The 20,472-nt window shown below is 60.8% G+C and carries 19 protein-coding genes and 4 pseudogenes; 13 read left to right on the top strand and 10 right to left on the bottom strand.

What is annotated here, in order from left to right:
• Window positions 1–342 precede the first annotated feature (342 nt).
• From MUN79_RS14585 to MUN79_RS14570, 4 genes and pseudogenes are all read right to left on the bottom strand, one after another.
• Window positions 343–519 (bottom strand): hypothetical protein, encoded by a 177-nt coding sequence (locus tag MUN79_RS14585; protein WP_244673439.1) that lies wholly within the window; start codon window positions 517–519, stop codon window positions 343–345.
• On the bottom strand, window positions 507–1,697 hold the full coding sequence (locus MUN79_RS14580) for an aminotransferase class III-fold pyridoxal phosphate-dependent enzyme (RefSeq protein WP_244673438.1): 1,191 nt from the start codon (window positions 1,695–1,697) through the stop codon (window positions 507–509). The genes MUN79_RS14585 and MUN79_RS14580 overlap by 13 nt, the downstream gene beginning before the upstream one ends.
• Before the next feature lie 330 nt (window positions 1,698–2,027).
• Window positions 2,028–3,484 (bottom strand): annotated as a pseudogene (locus MUN79_RS14575) (CoA-acylating methylmalonate-semialdehyde dehydrogenase).
• A 309-nt stretch (window positions 3,485–3,793) separates the two neighbouring features.
• Window positions 3,794–4,033, bottom strand: a complete 240-nt coding sequence (locus tag MUN79_RS14570; RefSeq protein ID WP_244673437.1) for a heavy metal-binding domain-containing protein — start codon at window positions 4,031–4,033, stop codon at window positions 3,794–3,796.
• A gap of 302 nt (window positions 4,034–4,335) precedes the next feature.
• Here MUN79_RS14570 and MUN79_RS14565 point away from each other — a divergent pair, with 302 nt between their 5' ends.
• The 6 genes and pseudogenes from MUN79_RS14565 to MUN79_RS14540 all read left to right on the top strand — a co-directional run bounded on the left by MUN79_RS14565 (window position 4,336) and on the right by MUN79_RS14540 (window position 8,101).
• Window positions 4,336–4,971: a bifunctional 4-hydroxy-2-oxoglutarate aldolase/2-dehydro-3-deoxy-phosphogluconate aldolase gene (locus MUN79_RS14565; protein WP_244673436.1), complete on the top strand. Its 636-nt coding sequence runs from the start codon at window positions 4,336–4,338 to the stop codon at window positions 4,969–4,971.
• 31 nt (window positions 4,972–5,002) lie between these two features.
• Window positions 5,003–5,437, top strand: a complete 435-nt coding sequence (locus MUN79_RS32280; RefSeq protein ID WP_244673435.1) for a hypothetical protein — start codon at window positions 5,003–5,005, stop codon at window positions 5,435–5,437.
• A complete protein-coding gene (gene dgoD, locus MUN79_RS14555) occupies window positions 5,383–6,147 on the top strand; it encodes a galactonate dehydratase (protein ID WP_244673434.1) in 765 nt (254 codons plus the stop codon). The genes MUN79_RS32280 and dgoD overlap by 55 nt, the downstream gene beginning before the upstream one ends.
• 47 nt (window positions 6,148–6,194) lie before the next feature.
• Window positions 6,195–6,449, top strand: a complete 255-nt coding sequence (locus tag MUN79_RS14550; RefSeq protein ID WP_244673433.1) for a hypothetical protein — start codon at window positions 6,195–6,197, stop codon at window positions 6,447–6,449.
• An 8-nt stretch (window positions 6,450–6,457) separates the two neighbouring features.
• Window positions 6,458–7,203 (top strand): annotated as a pseudogene (locus MUN79_RS14545) (2-dehydro-3-deoxygalactonokinase).
• A 2-nt stretch (window positions 7,204–7,205) separates the two neighbouring features.
• A pseudogene (locus MUN79_RS14540) lies at window positions 7,206–8,101 on the top strand (SMP-30/gluconolactonase/LRE family protein).
• 8 nt (window positions 8,102–8,109) lie between these two features.
• On the opposite strand, the gene MUN79_RS14530 reads toward MUN79_RS14540, so the two are convergent.
• Window positions 8,110–8,646 carry a YfiT family bacillithiol transferase gene (locus MUN79_RS14530; RefSeq protein WP_244673430.1) on the bottom strand — a complete coding sequence of 179 codons (537 nt, stop codon included), beginning with the start codon at window positions 8,644–8,646 and terminating at the stop codon, window positions 8,110–8,112.
• 200 nt (window positions 8,647–8,846) lie between these two features.
• Here MUN79_RS14530 and MUN79_RS14525 point away from each other — a divergent pair, with 200 nt between their 5' ends.
• From MUN79_RS14525 to MUN79_RS14510, 4 genes are all read left to right on the top strand, one after another.
• Window positions 8,847–9,668, top strand: coding sequence for an SBBP repeat-containing protein (locus tag MUN79_RS14525; protein ID WP_244673429.1), 822 nt, complete (start codon window positions 8,847–8,849; stop codon window positions 9,666–9,668).
• A gap of 194 nt (window positions 9,669–9,862) precedes the next feature.
• Window positions 9,863–10,303 carry an SBBP repeat-containing protein gene (locus MUN79_RS14520; RefSeq protein ID WP_244673428.1) on the top strand — a complete coding sequence of 147 codons (441 nt, stop codon included), beginning with the start codon at window positions 9,863–9,865 and terminating at the stop codon, window positions 10,301–10,303.
• On the top strand, window positions 10,300–11,433 hold the full coding sequence (locus MUN79_RS14515; RefSeq protein WP_244673427.1) for a hypothetical protein: 1,134 nt from the start codon (window positions 10,300–10,302) through the stop codon (window positions 11,431–11,433). The genes MUN79_RS14520 and MUN79_RS14515 overlap by 4 nt, the downstream gene beginning before the upstream one ends.
• 45 nt (window positions 11,434–11,478) lie before the next feature.
• Window positions 11,479–11,607, top strand: coding sequence for a T9SS type B sorting domain-containing protein (locus MUN79_RS14510; RefSeq protein WP_244673426.1), 129 nt, complete (start codon window positions 11,479–11,481; stop codon window positions 11,605–11,607).
• Window position 11,608: 1 nt separating this feature from the next.
• On the opposite strand, the gene MUN79_RS14505 is transcribed toward MUN79_RS14510, so the two are convergent.
• Genes MUN79_RS14505 through MUN79_RS14495 form a run of 3 tightly spaced genes read right to left on the bottom strand, consistent with a single transcriptional unit; the run spans window position 11,609 to window position 13,501 of the window.
• Complete coding sequence (locus tag MUN79_RS14505; protein ID WP_244673425.1) at window positions 11,609–12,163, bottom strand: sensor histidine kinase; 555 nt, start codon at window positions 12,161–12,163, stop codon at window positions 11,609–11,611.
• On the bottom strand, window positions 12,124–12,786 hold the full coding sequence (locus tag MUN79_RS14500) for a PAS domain-containing protein (RefSeq protein WP_244673424.1): 663 nt from the start codon (window positions 12,784–12,786) through the stop codon (window positions 12,124–12,126). The genes MUN79_RS14505 and MUN79_RS14500 overlap by 40 nt, the downstream gene beginning before the upstream one ends.
• Window positions 12,773–13,501, bottom strand: coding sequence for an alpha/beta fold hydrolase (locus MUN79_RS14495; protein ID WP_311136480.1), 729 nt, complete (start codon window positions 13,499–13,501; stop codon window positions 12,773–12,775). The genes MUN79_RS14500 and MUN79_RS14495 overlap by 14 nt, the downstream gene beginning before the upstream one ends.
• A gap of 476 nt (window positions 13,502–13,977) precedes the next feature.
• Between MUN79_RS14495 and purU the strand changes: the two are divergent.
• The 3 genes and pseudogenes from purU (at window position 13,978) to MUN79_RS14480 (ending at window position 16,268) form a co-directional block, all read left to right on the top strand.
• Window positions 13,978–14,855 (top strand): annotated as a pseudogene (gene purU / locus MUN79_RS14490) (formyltetrahydrofolate deformylase).
• Window positions 14,856–15,039: 184 nt separating this feature from the next.
• Window positions 15,040–15,507 (top strand): hypothetical protein, encoded by a 468-nt coding sequence (locus MUN79_RS14485; RefSeq protein ID WP_244673423.1) that lies wholly within the window; start codon window positions 15,040–15,042, stop codon window positions 15,505–15,507.
• Window positions 15,507–16,268, top strand: a complete 762-nt coding sequence (locus tag MUN79_RS14480) for a T9SS type A sorting domain-containing protein (RefSeq protein WP_244673422.1) — start codon at window positions 15,507–15,509, stop codon at window positions 16,266–16,268. Before MUN79_RS14485 ends, MUN79_RS14480 begins: the two co-directional genes overlap by 1 nt.
• Window positions 16,269–16,436: 168 nt before the next feature.
• Here MUN79_RS14480 and MUN79_RS14475 read toward each other — a convergent pair whose 3' ends face one another.
• Both MUN79_RS14475 and uvrA read right to left on the bottom strand, forming a co-directional pair.
• Window positions 16,437–17,012: a class I SAM-dependent methyltransferase gene (locus MUN79_RS14475; protein WP_244673421.1), complete on the bottom strand. Its 576-nt coding sequence runs from the start codon at window positions 17,010–17,012 to the stop codon at window positions 16,437–16,439.
• Between the two features lie 169 nt (window positions 17,013–17,181).
• Entirely contained in the window at window positions 17,182–19,719 is a 2,538-nt protein-coding gene (uvrA, locus tag MUN79_RS14470; RefSeq protein WP_244673420.1) for an excinuclease ABC subunit UvrA, read from the bottom strand.
• Window positions 19,720–20,472 lie beyond the last annotated feature (753 nt).

Here is a 20,472-nt window from a genome sequence, read left to right as displayed (position 1 = left end):
CCGGCTTATTTTTCAGAAAGGAAAACAGTGTCCCAAAGCCGGTTAACCCGGTGGGCAAGCAACCCAGAAAATGGAAGTACACCTCGAAACCAGCCTTGCCCTCAGCGCAGTCAGCGGCTCAGTTTCGTCCTGTTTTTATGTGGGCGTAGCTTCAACAATCATTCACCCCAAGAAGCGGAAGGCATTTCACCTCTCAAGTTATTGACTCTACGACTTCATGTCGACCAGAGGGAAACATCTCGCGTGCTATGCTAATCAGATTACTCTGCCAACGTCAGCACGCGGGATTCCTCGCTGGGCTCGGAATGACGTTCAGTTTTTGTTTTGTTCTCGCCAGGAAGCCTACCCCTTTACGAACTCGTCGGCGACGCTGATGGCCTGGGAAATAATGTCGAGGCCTTCTTCGAGTTCATCTTTGGTGATGCTCAGCGGCGGGGCCACGAAAATGTAGTTCCAGCGCACGAAGGTGTACATGCCCAGCTCCTTGATTTTGGCCGCCACCTGGTTCATGATTTCCATCTGCGCCGGAGTGGCGTTCCAGGGGCCATGGGCTCCTTGGTAGCTCGGTTTTTCACCAGCTCGATACAGCCAAACAAGCCCGTATTGCGCCAGTCGCCGATGCTGGGGTGCTGCGCTATCAGTTGGGCCATCTGCTCGTCGAGGTAGTGGCCCAGGGTCACGGTATTTTCGAGCAGGTTGTCTTCCTCGTAGATGTTCAGCACGGCCACGGCAGCGGCGCACGACACCGGGTGGGCCGAGTAGGTAAGACCCAGCGGCAAGGGCTTGTCGTCGAAAGATTTGGCAATGGCCTCATCCACCATTACCGCGCCCAGGGGCAGGTAGCCGGCGGTAATGCCCTTGGCCATGCACATCAGATCCACTTTCACGCCGTGGTGGTCGGAGCCAAACCACTTGCCGGTGCGGCCAAAGCCGCTCATCACCTCATCGGCCACCAGCAGAATACCGTACTTGTCGCAGATGGCGCGCACCCGCTGCCAGTACGTCGGCGGATATTTGATACAGCCCGAAGTGCCCGACTCGCCTTCCAGAATAATAGCGGCCACGCTGCCCGGATTCTCATACTGAATGATGCGCTCCATAGCCGCGGCGGCCCGCTCGGCGCACCCTTCCGGCGTGCTGCTGTACCAGGGGCAGCGGTAGAAGTACGGATTCTCTACATGCACCACCCCGGGCATAGCCTGGCTATCCACGGCAAACTTGCGCGGGTCGCCGCCGGCACTGATGGCCCCGTAGGAAGCGCCGTGAAACGACTGGTACAGGGTCACTATTTTGTGGCGGCCGGTATAGACGCGGGCCAGCTTGATGGCGTTTTCAATGGCCTCGGCCCCGCCCAGCGTGAAAAAGGCCTTGGTCAGGTTCGGGGCCGTAATTTCTGCCAGCTTCTTGCCCAGGTCGCCGCGGGCCTTGGTAATCATGCCCGGATACACGTAGCTGAGCTCCCGCATCTGGGCCGCTACGGCTTCGGTAACGCGCTGGTCGCCGTGGCCGATGTTGACGTTCATCAGCTGGGATGAGAAGTCGATGTAGCGCTTGCCGTCCCGGTCCCAGAGATACACGCCCTCGGCCCGCTCGGCATTTATCGGGTTCAGGCCGGCCTGCTTCGACCAGGAAAAAAGCGTGTGCTCCAGGTTGTCCTGCAGAATCTGGTCTTTGTCGGTGTCGGTGTAGGTTTCCACAGAATGGCTAACTTTTTTATTAGGAGGAAGTCAGCGCGAAACAGCGCTGCGCTTTTGCAGCCCTCGCCTGACAAAAAACAACGCTATTGCAATTGACTCAACACCAAGGAAAGCGGGCAGTACGTAATGGCGACTTTCGGAAGGGCATGGCGGACAGAAAGTATCAGCAAGACAGGGCTCACACTGAATACCGCCAAAATACTGGTAGCAACAAAGCGCAACAATGGCTGCTACTACTGTTATCCAACCGAACCCCGCCATTTGCCTTCGTATCGAAATCCCTGTTTTCAAATCAGTTGCCAGCTTTGTCACTGTCCTAGCTCATCCAGTTCACCCGCGACTCGGGATTCCACTTGGTCGTGGTCTTCTTGAGCTGGGTCCAGAACTCGATGGAGCTTTTGCCGGTGATGTCGCAGGCCCCGAACTTGGACTCGTTCCAGCCCCGAAGGAGAACGGCTCGCGCGGCACGGGCACGCCGATGTTGACGCCAATCATGCCCGCGTTGGCGTGGTCCATGACGTAGCGGGCCGAGCTGCCGCTGCTGGTAAATACGGCCGCGGCGTTGCCGTAAGGGTTGGCGTTTTCAATAGCCAGGGCCTCGTCCAGGGTATTGGTGCGCAGGATGGCCAGCACCGGACCGAATACTTCTTCCTGGGCAATGCGCATGTCGGGCGTCACGTAATCCACGACTGTGGGGCCCACGTAGTAGCCGTCTTCGTGGCCGGGCACCACGGCGTTACGGCCGTCGAGCAGCACTTTAGCGCCGGCAGCTTCGGCTTCGGTGATGTGCTGCTCAATACGCGCCTTGGCTTCCTTGCTGATAACCGAGCCCAGGTTCTGACCGGGCACGATCTTGCGGGCTTCCTCTACCAGCTTGCCCACGATATGGTCGACCGGGCCAACGCCCACCATGGTAGAGCCGGCCATGCAGCGCTGCCCCGCGCAGCCCGACATGGAGGCGGCCACGTTGGAGGCTGTCATGTCGGGGTGGGCATCGGGCAAGACCATCAAGTGGTTTTTGGCCCCGCCCAGCGCTACGCAGCGCTTCAGATTCGAGGTGGCGCGGATATACACGACCTTGGCAATCTTAGTGGAGCCCACAAACGACACGGCCTGAATGCCCGGATGGTCGCAGATGGCTTCCACAATTTCCCGGTCGCCGTGCACGATGTTGAGCACGCCGTCGGGCAGGCCGGCCTCTTTGAGCAGCTCGGCAATGCGCCCGGCGCTGAGCGGCACTACTTCCGAGGGCTTCAGAATCATGCAGTTGCCGAGCACCAGCGCGTTGGGAATGGTCCAGTGCGGCACCATGTTGGGGAAGTTGAAGGGGCAATGCTGGCTACTACTCCTAGGGGCTTGCGCTCCACGCGGGCCTCCACCCCCTTGCTGACTTCCAGAAACTCGCCCTGAATCAGCTGGGGCATGGAGCAGGCAAACTCGGTCAGCTCAATGGCCTTCTCCACTTCGGCCCGGGCCTCGTCGTAGGTCTTGCCGTTTTCTTCCCGCACAAGGTTGGCCAGGGCCTGCATGTCGCGCTCCAGCAGGGTTTTATAGCGGTAAAAAATCTGCACCCGCTCCTTGATGGGCGTGGCCGACCAGGCGGGGAAGGCGGCCTGGGCAGCTTCCACAGCCTGGCTCAGGGCATCCATTCCACTCAGGGGTACGGTGGAAATCACGGCCCCGCTGAGCGGACTGAACACTTCCAGGGTACGCGCCGTGCTATCGGCCACAAACTGCCCCGCCACGTAATTCCGGACCGCGGGATACTTCAACGTTTCTACCTCCATGTTAAGAAATTGTTAAGCGAATGCAAGTAATGAGTTTACTGCACTTATGCAAATACTTAGCTTGTGCTCAAACAAGGTTTTGCCCGCTTGAAAAGCACTTTTACTCAATATTCGCGCTTTCCTATTCCTGTAAATAATGCAACTAGCCGCATTCCTGCAAACGTTTGCGGGTGGTTTGCCCGTCGACAGCGCCTTTCGATAAACTTTTCGGGAGGAAAAAATAAAGCCCCGGCGGCCAAACTCAGCCACCATGTGCGGGTGATTTCGTTCGGGCGCCGGGGCCTGGCAAACTGGGAAAAGAAGGTGGGGTTAGCTTTTCTTCTCCAGGTCCATTTCACACACCGGGCACTTGCCAGGTTTGTCGCTCTGGCTGCCTTCGCAACCCATGGGGCACTCGTAGAGAGCGGCTTTAACCGGGGTAGCAGCGGCTTCGGTGCCGGCCGCAGCCGGCGCGGGCTGTTTCGTGTCGGCCGACTCAGTTGGTTGCTGGTTGCAGCTGCTCAGCAGCGCGCTGCCCGCAAGCAGGACACCGAACAGGAATGAATTCATCTTCATAAGGGAAAGTAAAGCAAGAGGCAAAGAAGGCTGGCCAGCAGGCCGGCGCAGTAAAATTACAAAGGAAGCCGGACCTATTCTGTCTGCCCCGTGAAGCAATCTAGGGCAAGCCGCCTGTGGGGCAGCCGGCCGCTTGGCAACGAGCAAACGACTGGAATTCATGCCGCCCTCATACAAGCAGCCTACTATTGACTTCCTGCTGGTAAAGCGGCGTACCCGACCGGGGCAGCTTCAACGCGGCCGGGTGTTGTTGCGTTAAGCAAACCAGACTTTTATCGTTCATTCCTTGTACCGCTATGGCAACTTCCGTTTTATCCCACTTGCTCCAGCACCAGCTGGTTTCGATTATCCGCGGGGCCAACCCTGACGACTTGGTGAGCATCGTGCGGGCCCTGCACGCGGGCGGTATCCGGTCGGTGGAAATTACCATCAACTCGCCCAAGGCGCTGGAGGGCATTGAGAAGCTGGCCACGGAGCTGGGCGAGGAAATGATGGTGGGTGCGGGCACCGTGCTGGACCCCGAAACGGCCCGAATGGCCCTGAATGCCGGCGCCCGGTTTATCATCTCGCCGACGCTGAACGTGAAAACCATCAAGATGACCAAGCGCTACGGGGCCGTGAGTATTCCCGGGGCCTTTACTCCCACCGAAATCCTAACGGCCTACGAGCACGGGGCCGACCTTATCAAGGTGTTTCCGGCTTCCTTGGGCGCGGCCTACTTCAAGGACCTCAAGGGGCCGCTGCCGTTTATTCCGCTCATGCCCACCGGCGGCGTGAAGCTCGACAACATCCGCGAGTTTCAGCAGGCCGGGGCAGCAGCCTATGGGCTGGGCAGCTCCCTGGTCGATACCAGCCAGCCCGTGACGGACGAGTACCTGCAGGACCTTACCCGCAAGGCTCAGCAGTTTGTGCATGCCATTTCGAACAAGTAGCCCGGCTCTATATTTCTCAATCCTCTTCCTTATGAAAATCACTGGGTTTAAGCTGTATCAGGTGCCGCCGCGCTGGCTGTTTCTCAAGATTGAAACCGACGAAGGCCTGGTGGGCTGGGGCGAGCCGGTAATTGAAGGCAAGGCCGCCACCGTGGCCACGGCCGTGCAGGAGCTCATGAGCCAGCTGATCGGCAAAAATCCGCTGCCCATTGAAGACCACTGGAACGTGATGTACCGGGGCGGCTTCTATCGGGGCGGCCCGATTCTGATGAGCGCCATTGCCGGCATCGACCAAGCGTTGTGGGACATAAAGGGCAAGTTTTTCAACGCGCCGGTGTACCAGCTGCTCGGCGGTTTGGCCCGGGACACGATGCGGGTGTACTCCTGGATTGGCGGCGACCGGCCCACGACGTGGGGCTGGCCGCCCAGAGCATGGTGGACAAGGGCTTTACGGCCGTCAAGATGAACGCCACCGACGAGATGGGCTACCTCGACTCCTACGCCAAGATTGACGCCGCCGTGGCCCGTATTGCCGCCGTGCGCGCCGTCGACCCGTATCTAGGCATCGGAGTGGATTTTCACGGGCGGGTGCACAAGCCCATGGCTAAGATTCTGGCCAAGGAGCTGGAGCCCTTTCGGCCTATGTTTATTGAGGAGCCGGTGCTGGCCGAAAACAACGAGGCCCTGCGCGAAATTGCCCGCCACACGTCCATTCCCATTGCTACCGGGGAAAGAATGTTTTCCCGCTGGGACTTCAAACAGCTGCTCATCGACGGCTACGCCGACATCATTCAGCCCGACCTCTCCCACGCCGGCGGCATTACTGAGTGCAAGAAAATCATCAGCATGGCCGAGGCCTTCGACGTGGCCGCGGCCCCGCACTGCCCGCTCGGGCCCATTGCCCTGGCCGCTTGCCTGCAGGTGGATGCTACCTGCCACAACGCCTTCATCCAGGAGCAGAGCCTGGGTATTCACTACAACATTGGCAACGACCTGCTCGACTACCTCGTGGATCCGACCGTGTTTGAGTACCACAACGGCTACGCCAACATCCCGACCGGACCGGGACTAGGCCTGGAAATCAACGAGGAATACGTGAAGCAGCGCGCCCAGATCGGGCACGACTGGAAGAACCCCGTGTGGCGCAATACCGACGGCAGCGTGGCCGAATGGTAGCCAGTTTGCGTAGAGACCAGGACACGAACTGGGTTTAAACCTACGCTATGGAGGAACTAACGCACTTTCTGAGCTGTGACTGGGGCACCTCGTCGTTTCGCCTGAAGCTGGTGGAGCTGCCCAACCTGCGGGTGGTTGGCACGGCGAAGTCGGACGAAGGCAACGCGGCCACGTTTGCCAAGTGGCAGGAAACCAAGCAGCCGGAAGAGCAGCGCCTGGGCTTTTACCTGAACATCCTGCGCGGGCACGTGGGCGCCATCGAAAAGGAGTTTGGCCGGCCAATTCCGGGGTGCCAGTCGTAATTTCGGGCATGGCGTCTTCCACCGTGGGCATGCTGGAGCTGCCGTATAAGGAGCTGCCCTTTGCCGTGGACGGCTCCGATCTGGCGACTAAAATTCTGCCCGCTTCCGCCGATTTTGACCATCCGGTGCTGCTGATTTCCGGGGTCCGGACCGAGGACGACGTAATGCGGGCGAGGAAGTGCAGCTCGTAGGCAGCGGCTTTGCCAGCACCGCCCAGGACCAGCTGTTCCTGCATCCCGGCACCCACGCCAAGCACGTAACCATCCGCGGAGGGCAGGCCACGGCGCTGAAAACCTACATGACCGGGGAGTTTTTCTCCCTGCTTTCCAAGAACAGCATTCTGGCCGCGGCGGTGGAAAAAGCCGACGACTTTCAGCGCCCCGAGCACCAGCAGGCCTTTGAGCGGGGCGTGCAGGCCAGCCAGACCGGCAACCTATTGCACCACGCCTTTCTGGTGCGCACCAACCAGCTGTTCGACCAGCTCAGCAAAACGGCCAACTTCTACTTTCTCAGCGGTCTGCTCATCGGCTACGAGCTCAGCGACTTTCCCGCCGACTTCCGCGGGCCGGTGGTGCTGGCTGGGGAAGAAGCACTGGTGCAGCACTACGAGGCGGCACTGCGGCTGCTGGGCATCACTAGCCGGGTAGCGTCCCTCACCATCAAAGGTGCCGAGGAAGTAACCCTGCAAGGCCAGGCCGCCGTGCTGGAACGCCAGCGGGAAGCCGGGGCATTCACGCCAACGCAACCCAACTGATTATGCACCAGCCTCCGACCTCTGCTCCTTCCGTGCGCGTGGCGCTGCCGGCTCAGGCCCAGCTGGGTGAGGGCGCGCTCTGGAACCCCCTCGACCAACGCCTGTACTGGGTCGACATTGAGGGGCAGCTGCTGCACATATTTGACCCGGCCACGGGCCACGACCGGCAGCTTCCCACCGGCTCCCTGGTGAGCACCGTGGTGCCGGCCGGCCCCGATTCGGTGCTGGTGGCTTTGCAAAGTGGCCTGCACGAGCTCAACACCGATACGGGCGCGCTCCGGTGCCTGGTAAACCCGCTGGACAAGCCCAGCCTACGCTTCAACGACGGGAAGTGCGACCCGGCGGGCCGGTTCTGGGTGGGCACCCTGGATATGGAAGGTGCCAAGCATCAGGCTACGCTCTACCGCCTCGACCCGGATAAGCGCCTGCACACAATGCTCACCGGGGTTTCCATTTCCAACGGCCTGATCTGGACCCAGGACCAGCGCACGATGTACTACGTCGACACGCCCACCCAGTCCGTACAGGCTTTCGACTACGACCACGCCACTGGGGCTATTACCAACGGTCGGGTAGTCATCCGCATTCCCGAAGCCGATGGCGCACCCGACGGTATGACCATCGACGCCGATGGCCACCTCTGGATTGCCCTGTGGGGCGGGGCCAGGTAGCGTGCTACGACCCGGCCACGGGCGAAAAGCTAAGCTCGGTAGCGGTGCCTGCGCCGCACACCTCGTCCTGTGCCTTTGGCGGACCCGAACTCAAAACGCTCTTCATCACCAGCGCCCGTCAGGATCTGACGCCCGAGCAGCTGGCCAAGTACCCGCTCAGCGGCAACCTCTTCGCCACGGAGCCTGGGGTAGCTGGCGTGCCCACTCACTCGTTTCGGGCCGGGTAAGGCCGGGTTTAATCTTCCCGGCTCAGCAGTTCGATATGAGCCAGGTGGTGGCGGCCGTGCCAGCTATACTGGGCCAGGGCCTGATCCAGCGTGTAGGTGCGCTGGTAAGTGGGGTGGTAAAACGTGCGCTGCCACTGCTCGTCGGTCAGGTGCCAGAGCAAGGTGACCCAGCGCGAATGAACTGCCTCCAGCAAGGCTAATGACACCGTGACGGGAGAAGCGGCCACGTCGGGCAACTCAATCCAGGCATTTGGGTCGAAAGGCCGGATGGTAGGATTATCCTCGGTCAGGGCCAGGCGGAACCGGATGTCGAAATTCTGGTGCACGTCGGCCACGTGGTGCAGCACCTGCCGGCCCGTCCAGCCGCCGGGGCGGTACGAATTTTCCAGCCGCACGCCGCCGGCTTTGCGGGCCGCCGCCGTGAGCTGGGCCGGCAGAGCTGCCAGCTGGTTGATGTATTCGGTCCGCTCGGCGGGCGTCAGCGGGCCTTCTGGCATAGTGGGCCGGCCAATGGGGTATTGCAGGTCGAGTTGGTTGGTTTCCATGAGCCAAACATAAGCAGTAGCGCCAACTGGTGGCTACTGTCGCGCTTTACAAACCATTCTATATATCGAATTGGGTATAAATGACCGGGGCCGATGTCGTAGCTTTGCCCAACCTTCTTTGTTATGCGGCTCTTGCTGCCCGAATTTGCCAGAAAGCCGCCTAGTGCATGGGTCCTGTTATCCAATTTACGAGTATTCGCTTGTCTTCTTTACTACCTTCCTGCCGGATACTCCTGGCCCTGTTTCTCGCATTTGGCAGCCTGCTGATGGTACCGGCTGGGGCCCGGGCCCAGGCTCCTGCTTTCGAAATGGCCGTGCCCGTGGGCACGGGCCCCAACGCCTTTTCCTTTATCTACGATATGGTTGTGGACGCGGCCGGCAACAGCTATATCGTTGGTGAGTATTCTGGCACGGCCCTATATGGCTCGGCCACGATTACATCGGCCAAAACCGACATTTTGGTAGTCAAGGTTAATCCGGCCGGCGGCGTGGTCTGGGTTGCCCAGGCCGGGGGAAATTATATTGATTTTGGGTATGCCATTGCGCGGGATGCGGCCGGCAACCTCTACATCACTGGTACATTTCTGAGTCCAACAATTTCGTTTGGGGCCATTTCGCTCGTTAATTCCGTCAATGGCCTTGATTCCAACAGCGCCGAAGTATTTGTAGCGAAGCTGGACCCGAATGGCAACTGGCTCTGGGCAACCAAGGGCGGCGGCGTGGGCCAGGATGATAGCTGGGACATTGCGGCTGATGCGGCGGGCAACGCTTACATTACCGGAGACTATGCCTCCGCGGCGGCCTTTGGCAACGTTTTGCTTCCGGCCGTTATGGCCAACAATAAACCAGCCTCGGAAGTATTCGTAGCCAAAATCAATTCCCAGGGAGCTTGGCAGTGGGCTAAGTCAGGGGTAGCGGGGGCGGCTACATGGGCAGCGGCATTACCCTCGATGCCGGGGGAAATCTACTGCTGGCCGGCCAGGCGTATATTAGCCCCACTACTACCGGCCCCTTCAATCTAACGAAACCCGGCGGCTTTGTCGCCAAACTTACTGACCAAGGCACCTTACGCTGGTCTACTGGCATTACCGGAAATATTGGCGGGTCGGGATACGGAAACTCTGGCCATGGAAGCCTAAAAATAGCTGCTGATGCGGCGGGCAACCCATATATTTCCGGGGGCTTTTTTGGCTCCATCACGCTGGGCTCAACCAAGTTGACTGCTTCCGCCAATGATGCTTTCATAGCGAAGCTCGACCCGGCCGGCACCTACCAATGGGGCGTACAGGCCGGGGGAACTGGCAATGACTTCGCGAATAATCTAGCCTTGGACGCCAGCGGCAACTGCTTCGTAACGGGCTCTTTTGAACGCACGGCCCAGTTTGGCCCTCTACCCTCGCTTACCAGCATAGGTGACCACGACGGGTTTACGGCCATGCTCACCTCCGGCGGCGTCTGGCGCTGGGCAACGCCGGCTGCGGGCCGCCGCACCGACAATGGTATCTGCATTGCCGTAGGCCCGGGGCACACCACTTATATCGGTGGAGAGGTCTTTGAATATCCCGTCAAGCTCGGCACTAGCCCGGGCCTGAGCATCAACGGCCCCGTCATAGGAATTCCGAGCTTCGTGGCCCGGATGGGGCCTACAACAGCTTGACCATCAGCGGCGACTCGGTCGTGTGCGGCGGCGGGCAGGTGCAGCTTACGGCCACCACTACCGGCACCGCAACGGGCTACCGCTGGAGCACCGGGGCCACCACGGCGAGCATCAGCGTGAGCCAGGCCGGCATTTACTCAGTCACAGCCACTTTTGCCGGGGGCTACACGCTCACCGAAACCTACCGGGTGCGCAGCATCGTGCCTGGCGTGCAGCTTAGCGGTGGCACCGAACCGCTGTGCCCCGGCACCTCGGCAGAGCTGGTGGCCACGGCCACGGGAGCCCGCAGCCTGCGCTGGAACACGGGCGCTACCACTCCTACTATCCGCGTTACGCAGCCCGGCACGTATTCTGTCACGGCTCAGTACTCGGCGGGCTGCACCGTTTCGGCCCAGGTGGTAGTCGTCGGCAATATGCTTAGCATCAGCGGGCGGCAGCAGCTGTGCCCCGGCCAGAGCACGACGCTCACGGCAACTGCCAGCGGCGCGGCCGTAACGGGCTACCGCTGGAGCAGCGGCGAAACCACCCCGACACTGCTCGTAAGTCAGGCGGGCACGTATTCCGTCACGGCTACCTTTGCCAACGGCTGCACGCTGACCAGCCAGCACACCGTAGGCCCGCCCACGGCTAAGGTAGCCTCCGTAAGTGGCGACACGCTGCTGTGTCCCGGTACGGTTCTTCGCCTTACAGCCCTGAACCCCGACGCGCTGACTTACCAGTGGAACACCGGCGCTACCACGCCCGATATCGTCGTCAGCGGACCGGGCTACTACAAGGTGCTACTCACTTACACCGGCGGCTGCACCAGCCGCGACTCTCTGCTGGTGCAAACAGCCCCGCTGGCTCCCAGTTTCACGCTCGGGGCCGACACGACACTATGTCTGGAGAAAACGCTGGTGCTGCGGGCTCCGGACGTTAGTGGGCCGGGCGTGGAGCGGCGCTGGTCGGATGGCTCTACTGGCGCCACGTTGCAAGTCAGTCGGCCCGGGGTGTATTCCCTGCAAATCACCACGCCCTGCTCCTCCCGCACAGCCAGCCGCAGCGTAAGCTACGAGTCGTGCTTTTTCGCGCCCAACATTATTACCCCAACGGCGACCATCGTAACGATACTTTCGTCATCAACGAGCTGAGCCGGGGCCCTGGAGCCTGGAAATTTACTCGCGCTGGGCCAGAAGGTGTACCAGAGCAGTAACTACCAGAACGACTGGGGCCTGGGGGCTGCTCCGGGCGTTTATTACTATCTGCTGCGCCCGGCCGGCAGCCAGGAAGCCGCTACCAAAGGCTGGCTGGAAGTAGTGCAGTAAGCTAGCCGGCGGCGGGCAGCGGGAAAAATATCCGGAATGTAGTGCCTTCATCCAGCACGCTGTCGACTTCCAGGCGGCCGTTGGCCTGGCGCACCAGCCGGTTGACCAGATACAGGCCTACGCCCGAGCCCGGCACCTCGGGGTGGAAACGGCGAAACAGCTGAAAAAGCTCCTGCCCGTGGCGCTGCAGGTCGATGCCCAGGCCATTGTCGCGCACACTGAGCACCAGGTCGTTGGTGGTTTGGGCCGTGCTGATCCACACGTGCGGGCGACGGCCGGGGTAAGCATACTTCACTGCGTTGCTCAACAAATTATACAGCAGGCTGTGCAGGGCCGGCCGCGTCATGTGCAGGCGCGGGGCGGCGCTGAAATCGAGAGAGAAGTCGACGGCCGCCTGCATGGGCTGCAGGTTGCGAATGATTTCCTCGGTGATGGGCTGCAGCTCAATACTTTCCCCGGGCACCTGGTCGAGCTGGCGCTGTAGCTGCACCACTTCGGTCATGCCGTCGATGGTGCTCAGAATCTGGCGCAGGGCATCGTCGAACATGGCCAGCATGTGGGCCGCCTCGGGTCGTGGAAAGAGGCAGTGCGCTTCAGCTCCTCAAACAGGCCCTGCATGTTGCTGGCCGGCTGCTTCAGGTCGTGCGAGGCCGTGTACACGAAGTTGTCCAGCTCCCCGTTGATGCGGGTAAGCTGCTCGTTTTGAACCTTTAGCAAAGTCCGCTGACTTTCGGCTTCGGCCCGGGCCCGCAGTAGTTCCTGCTCGTACTTGCGCCGCTCGGTGATGTCGAACAGCGTGGCGCGGATAACCAGGGGCTGCCCGTTGGCGTCGCGCAGCAGCACAGCGCTGAGCAGAACTGGCAGCGTCCGGCCATCGGGCAGGCGCAGCTGGTAGCTGATTTCGCGCACCTGCCCCTGCAGCAGTAGCAGCGGAGCACAAAACGATTCGTAGTGCAGGCGGCCGCCCACGGTAAGCAGCTCCTGCAGGCAGCGGCGGGCCACCAGGTCCTCGCGAGCATAGCCCAGCCAAGTCAGCAGCGTCTGGTTGATTTTAACCAGGGTACCATCGGGCAGGCAGGAGCAGTAGCCGCAGGGAGCCTGCTCGTAGAGGTCCTCTACGCTTTCCTCGGTGAGCCGCAGGTCGAGTTCCGGCAGCGGCTCTTCCTCAGCGGGGCTCATCCGGCAAAAGGGCTTTCAGGCCTAAGAAATGAAGCATGGCCTCGGTGGTAGCTTCCGGCGCGCTCAGGTGCGGACAGTGACCCGAGGTATCGAGAATGACCAGCTCGGCCGCGGGCATATGCCGCTGCAGGTAATGGCCCACGGCCAGCGGAGCCAGGGCATCGTAGGCGCACTGCAGAATAAGCGCCGGTGTGGTTACCAGGGGCACATCAACCCGGTTGTCGGACAGAAACGTAACGCGGGCAAAGTGGCGGGCAATGGTCGGGTCGGTGCGGCAAAAGCTGTTGTTGAGCTCAGCAGCAAGCTCGGGCCGCTCCGGGTGGCCCATAATGACGGGCGTAATGGCTCCCGACCACCCCAGGTAGTTGCTGTCCATGGCCTGCAGCAGCTCGTCAATGTCGTCGGCCTCGAAGCCGCCGTTGTATCCGGCGTCATTCAGGTAGCGGGGTGAAGGGGCTACCAGGACCAGGCGGGCAATACGGGCGGGCTCCCGGATGGCAGCCAGCACCCCAATCATGGCACTCACCGAATGGCCCACAAATACCACGTCCTGCAGCTCTAGCACGGCCAGCACTTCGAGGATGTCGGCGGCGTGGGCGGCCAGCGTGTCGTAGCGCGCCGGCTCGTAGGCCGCCAGCTCCGACTGTCCCGCTCCCACCAGGTCGAGTAGCACCACGCGGTAGTGCTCCTCGAAGGCCGGGCCACCAGGCGCCACATGTGCTGGTCGCAGCCGAAGCCGTGCACAAACACCATGGCCTGCGCACCAGATCCGGAAACGGTGACATTGTTACGCCTCAAAACGTCCATAGATGACAACTCAGATGAAAGAAAAAGCCGGCGCGACCCGCACTGCCCAGGACTATACTCCACTTTGAAGGTAGCAGTTGCAACCTAAGCCGCCAACTATGAAACTCCGCCGTCCATCCCGTGGCCGGACCAATTGGGTAACCGGTGCAAAGCAAGCCGGGCGAATACGCCAGCAGCCCAGGGGTTTACCGGCCTCCTCAATTCAGATGGAAGCCGGCGCAGGACCGGACATTCTTGTGACACTTCCTAGGCCCCACGCTTATCCCACCTGCTGGCAGGCTCCGCATAACAGTCGCCCGGCAGGGCCCGCGGAGCGGAGCGGCGGCAACTTTGGCCACGGCCCCTGCGGCAAAACCCGGGCGGGCGGTTACATTTACGCCGTTTGTGTTTGGCTTAAGTTCCTGTTCCGTGTCGACAACTGCTGCTCCCGCGTCCCATATTCTGCTGATTCGCTGCTCCGATGAGCCGGGTCTGGTCTACAAAATCACCGGGGTGCTGTTTGCCCACGGCCTCAATATTCTGCGCAACGGGGAGTTTGTGGAGCGCGCCGACAACACGTTTTTCATGCGCACCGAGTTTGCCGGACCTTTCGAGGCCGAAACCCTGGTGCACGAACTGCGCCAGGCCCTGCCCGCCGCGGCCGACATCCGCCTGTCCGACAACCGGGCCAAAAACATTGTGCTGATGGCCACCAAGGAGCACCACTGCCTGAGCGAGCTGCTGGTGCGCCATGCCTTCGGGGAGCTTAATGCCCGGGTGCTGGCCGTGGTCAGCAACTATCCCCGGCTGGGCGACATCACCCGGCAGTTTGGGTTGCCCTTCCACTACATCACCCACGAGGGCAAAACCCGCGAAGCCCACGAGCAGGAAGTGCTGGCGGTATTGGCCGGCTACCGGCCCGAGTTTGTGGTGCTGGCCAAGTACATGCGCATTTTGTCCTCGGAATTTGTGGCGCACTACGCCAACCGGCTCATCAACATTCACCACTCCTTTCTGCCCGCCTTCGTGGGCGCCAGCCCGTATGCCCAGGCCTACGCCCGGGCGTGAAAATCATTGGCGCTACGGCCCACTTCGTGAATGAGCAGCTCGACCAGGGCCCCATTATTGCCCAGAGCGTCATCCCGATTGACCACACCCAGAGTGCCAGCGAAATGGCCCAGGCCGGCCGCGACGTGGAGAAAATCGTGCTGGCCCGCTCCCTGCAGCTGGTATTTGCCGAACAGGTCTTCGTGCACCACAACAAGACGATTATCTTTGATTAAGGCGCTTGGAATCAGTAAATAACCCGCCCTTACATACCGAACAAGCAGGCACAGCCGGGCAACTTTTTTAGAGGTAGAAATAAAGCGAATACTCCGCGCAACGCCGGGACCGGCAGAACGGTCATGGCGTCGTAGGCCGGCACTGGGTTGGCTTTTATTTGCTTTCAGCTTATCCTTTCTCCTTATGAAGTATTTGCTACCCGCAGCCCTGCTAGGCGCTCTGCTGACCGGCTTGACTGCCTCGGCCCAGACCGGGCCCATTACGCTCACGCAAGCCAACTTCCCGGCCAGTCCCACGGCCGTAGACCGGTATCTGCCCATGCACGGCGGCCAGCACCCCGACTTCGTGCTGCCCCAGCCGGGACCCAACCAGGTGTGGGACTACCGCACGCTCACGGCCGATTCATCGGCGCTGGAGCAGACCTATTTTGCCCCCCCTGCTACGGGACCTTTTGCCAATGATACGCGCGGTTATACGCTGTCCGCCCACAGGCCCCGGGACTACGCCTTCTCCTCCCCGGGCTCTGGCGCAACTTTACCGGGCAGCAATATGAAATTTCTACTCCCAGCGGCCTACAAAACTCATGGCAGCCCTTACCCCGGCAGCAGTGGCCCATTCCAGCCTATAGCGGAAGTGCAGGGGGCTTTCTAGTGCTACCGGAACAGGTTGACCGGCGCGATAATCGTACCTACCCGCCCCTACCGCTCACCGCTACTACCTCCAAGCGAACCATCTATTACGACCGGCACTGGGTGGAAATAACAGTGCAGGACTTAGGCCTGAACGCGAAGGGCATCCGGCTACCCCACTACAGTGCTACCCAGGACGACGTGGTGGGCTACGGCACGCTGAGGCTTCCCAAGTCTGCCGGTGGCAGCGTCGCGGTTCCGGTTCTGATGGTGCGCACTCATATCCACGAAATTGACAGCGCCTACATCAATAGGCAGCCAGCCCCGGCGGTGGTGCTGCATGCCCTGCAAATGAAGCAAGCCATACAGCACCGGGATATATACCAGACGGCCTTCTACCGCGAGAATTCGTCTCAGCCGGCCCTGCTGCTCTACCACACCGACGCCACCTACAGCACGCTGCGCAACTGGTTCAGCATCTGGTTTACCGGCGAAGAAAGCTTGGGAACCATCACCGGGGTGCGCCAAGCCCAGACCAGTGCCGGCGCACTGCAGGTGTACCCAAACCCCGTAACGGATGGCCGCCTGAACCTGGAGCTGCCCGGGGAGCGGCAGGCCGTGCAGCTCGTCGTGCGGGACCTGCTGGGCCGGCAGGTGGCTACCGGAACAGCCTTTACCGGCCAGCCGACTACGGCGTTGCGGGGTTTGCGCGCGGGCCTGTACGTAGTGGAAGCTACGACAGCAGCCGGGCAGCGCAGCACCGGTCGGGTGCGGGTTGACTAAATCTTGCGGCTACATTTTGGGGATTGAACTGGTACCGGCGGGGGTTGCTTTCCTTGTGAGCAACGCCCGCCGGGACCTTTGCGTGGTACCCAGCCTCCGCCTTTACCGGCCCCTAATGGAGGTCAACATCGTGAAAGACCCGGAGTACCGCGTGGCGACGGACGCAGGCTAGCTGTCGGCGGGTTTGGGCTCGTAGGTCAAAACGTAAGCCGGGGGCAGGTTCAGCAGGACGTGCTCCTGCCCTACCGGCCGGAAAAACCGCTCGAACAGCCGCGTATTGCGCAGTGAATACTGAAACAGAATCAGCCGGCCCTCGGGGCGGAGCAGTTGGCTGGTGTGCTCCAGAATGCGCCAGCCCAGGCGGCGCGGCAACGACGAGAAAGGCAGGCCGCTAACCACGTAATCAACTTTGTCGACGCCCAGGGGCCGCAGATATTGGGCCGTTTGGTCGGCCGAGCCGTGGATGACGTGCACGTTGGGGTGGCCGGCGTAGCGCTCCTGCAGCAGCTGGCAAAACCGGCGGCTCACCTCTATCAGCACCAGCACGGTTTCGGGCCGGCGGCGGGCCATCAGGATATCCGTAAAAACGCCCGTGCCAGGACCATACTCCACGATGCAGGCAGCAGTGGCAAAGTCTATGGGCTCCGTGACTTTGTCGGTCAGCTCACGGGAACTGGGCACCATCGAGCCCACGGTGGCGGGGTTACGCAGAAACTCTTCCAGAAAGGCCATTCCTATCAGCATATATAATGTATGGGCAGACATTCCTCATTACGGCTTTTCTGCGCCGAAGGTCCACTATATTCCGGGCCGCCGGGCCGAAAAAGCGGCTGTGCCTGAAATCCAGCGTATTTTCAGTTCCGAAGCCGATTCCACAGTGTGCTGGCCGAACTCAGTAGATGTAGCCTCTACTCTACCCCACCAAAAACCGCCGCAGATAGGGCGCCGTGCGGCTGCCTTTGACCTTGGCAACCTCCGCGGGCGGACCGGCCACCACTACTTGCCCGCCTTCGTCGCCGGCCCCGGGGCCTACGTCCATCACCCAGTCGGAGCCGGCTACCACGCGCATGTCGTGCTCCACGACGATGACCGTGTTGCCGGCTTCCACCAGGCCGTCGAGCTGGGTGAGCAGCTTTTCCACGTCGGAGGGGTGCAGGCCAGTGGTGGGCTCGTCGAGGATGTAGAGCGAGTTGCCGCGCTGGGCCCGCTGCAGCTCGGTAGCCAGCTTGATGCGCTGGGCCTCGCCCCCGCTCAGCTCCGTGGCGGGCTGCCCCAGGCGCAGGTAGCCCAAGCCCACTTCCCGCAGCACCGTCAGGGCCCGGTGAATGGTGGGCTCGTCGGCGAAAAAGGCCCAGGCGTCGTCTACGGTCAGACCCAGCACCTCGGCAATGTTCTTGTCGCGGTAGGTTATTTCCAGGGTTTTGGCGTTGTAGCGGGCCCCGTGGCACACCGGGCAGGGCGCGTACACGCTGGGCAAAAACAGCAGCTCGACCATCACGAATCCTTCGCCCTGGCAGTTTTCGCAGCGGCCCTTGGCCACGTTGAAGGAAAACCGGCCGGCGTCGTAGCGCCGCTTCTTGGCCGCCGGCGTGGCGGCAAACAGCTTGCGGACGTGGTCAAACAGGCCGGTATAAGTAGCCATGTTGGAGCGGGGCGTGCGGCCAATGGGTTTCTGATCCACGCGCACCAGCCGCTTGATCTGCTCCAGGCCACTCACGATTCGGCCGCCGGTAGCCACGGGAACAGTTTGCTCCAGCGGGTCGGTTTCCTCTTCCTCGGCTTCCACCGTTTGGCCCAGGCTTTCGGCTACTAGCTCCACCAGCACCTGGCTTACCAGACTCGATTTACCCGAGCCCGACACGCCCGTAACGGTGGTAAACACGCCCAGCGGAAACTCCACGGCGAGGTTACTCAGGTTGTTGCGCGTGACGCCCTGCAGCTTGAGCCAGCCGCTGGGGGTGCGCGGGGTGCGGGCTTCGGCAGCGGCTTCGTTGAATAGAAACCGCTTGGTCTGGGACGCTTCCACGTCGGCCAAACCAGCCGGGGCACCACTGTACAGTATTTCCCCACCCTGCTCCCCGGCGGCGGGCCCTACGTCCACGAGCCAGTCGGCCTGCCGCACCACGTCCAGGTTGTGCTCCACCACAAACAGGGAGTTGCCGGCTTTTTTCAGGCTGCGCAGGGCTTGGAGCAGGGCCTCCGTGTCGGAAGGGTGCAGGCCGGCCGAGGGCTCATCAAGCACATACACCACCCCAAACAGATTGGAATACAGCTGGGTAGCCAAACGTAAGCGCTGCAGCTCGCCCGGCGACAATGTGGGTGTGCTGCGCTCCAGGGCCAAGTAGCCCAACCCCAGATCCAGCAGCACGGTGAGGCGGGCGCAGAGGTCCTCGGCGATGCGCTGGGCTACAATGGTTTGCTCGGGGTGGGCCGCGTCGTGCTTTTTGCGGCCCGCCGCGGTGCCGTCGGCGTAAGGTTTGAGCAAGCCGGCCACCCGCTTGAGCGGCAGGCGGGCCATGTCGGCAATGTCGAGACCGGCAAACTTGACAGCCAACGACTCGGGCCGCAGGCGCTTGCCCTGGCAGGTGGGGCACTCGGTGCTGAGCATGTACTGCAAGGCCCGCTTCTTCATCAAGGGGCTTTGGGTCGTGGCAAACGTGTGGAGCACGTGGCGCTTTACGCCGGTGAAGGTGCCCATGTAGTTTGGTGGCTCCTTGCGCTTAAGGGCGCGTTGCGTTTCGGCTGGTGAGTAGCCGGGGTACACGGGCACCACGGGCTGCTCTTCGGTAAACAGAATCCAGTTCCGGTCTTTCTGCGGCAGGTCTTGCCAGGGCGTGTCCACGTCGTAGCCCAAAGTGACAAGGATGTCGCGCTGGTTTTGGCCGCCCCAGGCCTGGGGCCAGGCCGCAATGGCCCTTTCGCGAATCGTCAGCGTGGGGTCGGGCACCATGGTTTGCTCCGTGACTTCGTAGATGCGGCCCAGGCCGTGGCACTGCGGGCAGGCCCCTTCGGGCGTATTGGGCGAAAAACCTTCGGCGTAGACGATGCTCTGGCCCGCGGGGTAGTCGCCGGCCCGGGAGTAGAGCATGCGCAGCAGGTTCGACAGGGTCGTGACCGAGCCCACCGACGAGCGGGTGGTGGGGGTGCCGCGCTGCTGCTGCAGGGCTACGGCCGGTGGCAGCCCGTCGATGCTATCCACCTCGGGCACGGCCATCTGGTGAAACAGCCGCCGGGCGTAGGGCGACACCGATTCCAGGTAGCGGCGCTGGGCCTCGGCGTAGAGTGTGCCAAACGCTAGGCTCGACTTGCCCGAGCCCGAGACGCCGGTGAAGACAACTAGAGCGTCGCGGGGAATGTCGACGTCAACGTTTTTGAGGTTGTGTTCCCGGGCTCCGCGCACGCGCACAAAGCCGGTAAAGTTAGGTGAAGAAGCAGGGTTAGGTGTCGCCATGAGCCGCGGGCAGGTCCGAAAAGGTGTTGGTGGCTATACTACGCAAACCGCGGACGGGTTAACCACGGCGGCTTTCGGGCGGCTCCTCCTGGTCTGGCACTAGGCCGGGTGCATATTGCACGGCTTGTCCATACCCAAATCTTCTGAAAAGCTAGGAGTTCAAGAAACTCATGGTAAAATCGGAGTTTGCCCGTTTAAAGTAAGAAGCCGTTACAGCCGCATGAGCAACTTGCCTGGGACGGAGTTCCGGTCCGTTTACTTAAAGTCGGCAGTGACTCTGTGGAAGACTACCAATAACTGTGGGGCAAAGGCACTACCTAGCGCATTGCTTCATGCATTTGCCAACTTGTAGAAAAAAATCTTAGATACATAAACGGTATTATAAATGTTGAAAATAACATACCTGCGAACGTAATATCATTGATCACTGAAAGGCTCATAGAGGATAAAAGCAGTATAATTACTACATACACTATTGCTGAAATCAGCAATGAGAAGGCTCTCTTCTTTGTAAGAAAATCACTCTTTTTGAGTAATTCTAAAGAAATGAATAGAGTAAGCCACATTGCCGGAAAGTAGTAAACAACGGACAATAAAAAGCAGCCTACTGTATCTGTAATGTTAATAGATAAACAATGCCCTCCCATCACGCATCCGAATACAAGTAACAAGTATAAAAAAGTTAAAGCTGCCCGCTTAGAATAATACAGTACTCTATTTAAAATCAGCCACATGTTACTTGCTATTTATCGT

This window comes from Hymenobacter cellulosilyticus (assembly GCF_022919215.1).
GTDB classification, from domain to species: domain Bacteria; phylum Bacteroidota; class Bacteroidia; order Cytophagales; family Hymenobacteraceae; genus Hymenobacter; species Hymenobacter cellulosilyticus.
The sequence above is the reverse complement of the archived record's forward strand: the minus strand, read 5'-3'. Positions and strand labels throughout refer to the sequence as shown.

What these genes read in the sequence shown, in the direction of transcription:
- MUN79_RS14475 (WP_244673421.1), bottom strand. Translation starts at nt 17,012, where the DNA reads ATGCTGATAGGAATGGCCTTTCTGGAAGAGTTTCTGCGTAACCCCGCC.
- MUN79_RS32280 (WP_244673435.1), top strand. Translation starts at nt 5,003, where the DNA reads ATGAAAATCACTGGGTTTAAGCTGTATCAGGTGCCGCCGCGCTGGCTG.
- MUN79_RS14485 (WP_244673423.1), top strand. Translation starts at nt 15,040, where the DNA reads ATGAAGTATTTGCTACCCGCAGCCCTGCTAGGCGCTCTGCTGACCGGC.
- MUN79_RS14565 (WP_244673436.1), top strand. Translation starts at nt 4,336, where the DNA reads ATGGCAACTTCCGTTTTATCCCACTTGCTCCAGCACCAGCTGGTTTCG.
- MUN79_RS14505 (WP_244673425.1), bottom strand. Translation starts at nt 12,163, where the DNA reads ATGCTGGCCATGTTCGACGATGCCCTGCGCCAGATTCTGAGCACCATC.
- MUN79_RS14500 (WP_244673424.1), bottom strand. Translation starts at nt 12,786, where the DNA reads ATGAGCCCCGCTGAGGAAGAGCCGCTGCCGGAACTCGACCTGCGGCTC.
- uvrA (WP_244673420.1), bottom strand. Translation starts at nt 19,719, where the DNA reads ATGGCGACACCTAACCCTGCTTCTTCACCTAACTTTACCGGCTTTGTG.
- MUN79_RS14585 (WP_244673439.1), bottom strand. Translation starts at nt 519, where the DNA reads ATGGAAATCATGAACCAGGTGGCGGCCAAAATCAAGGAGCTGGGCATG.
- MUN79_RS14530 (WP_244673430.1), bottom strand. Translation starts at nt 8,646, where the DNA reads ATGGAAACCAACCAACTCGACCTGCAATACCCCATTGGCCGGCCCACT.
- MUN79_RS14570 (WP_244673437.1), bottom strand. Translation starts at nt 4,033, where the DNA reads ATGAATTCATTCCTGTTCGGTGTCCTGCTTGCGGGCAGCGCGCTGCTG.
- MUN79_RS14550 (WP_244673433.1), top strand. Translation starts at nt 6,195, where the DNA reads ATGGAGGAACTAACGCACTTTCTGAGCTGTGACTGGGGCACCTCGTCG.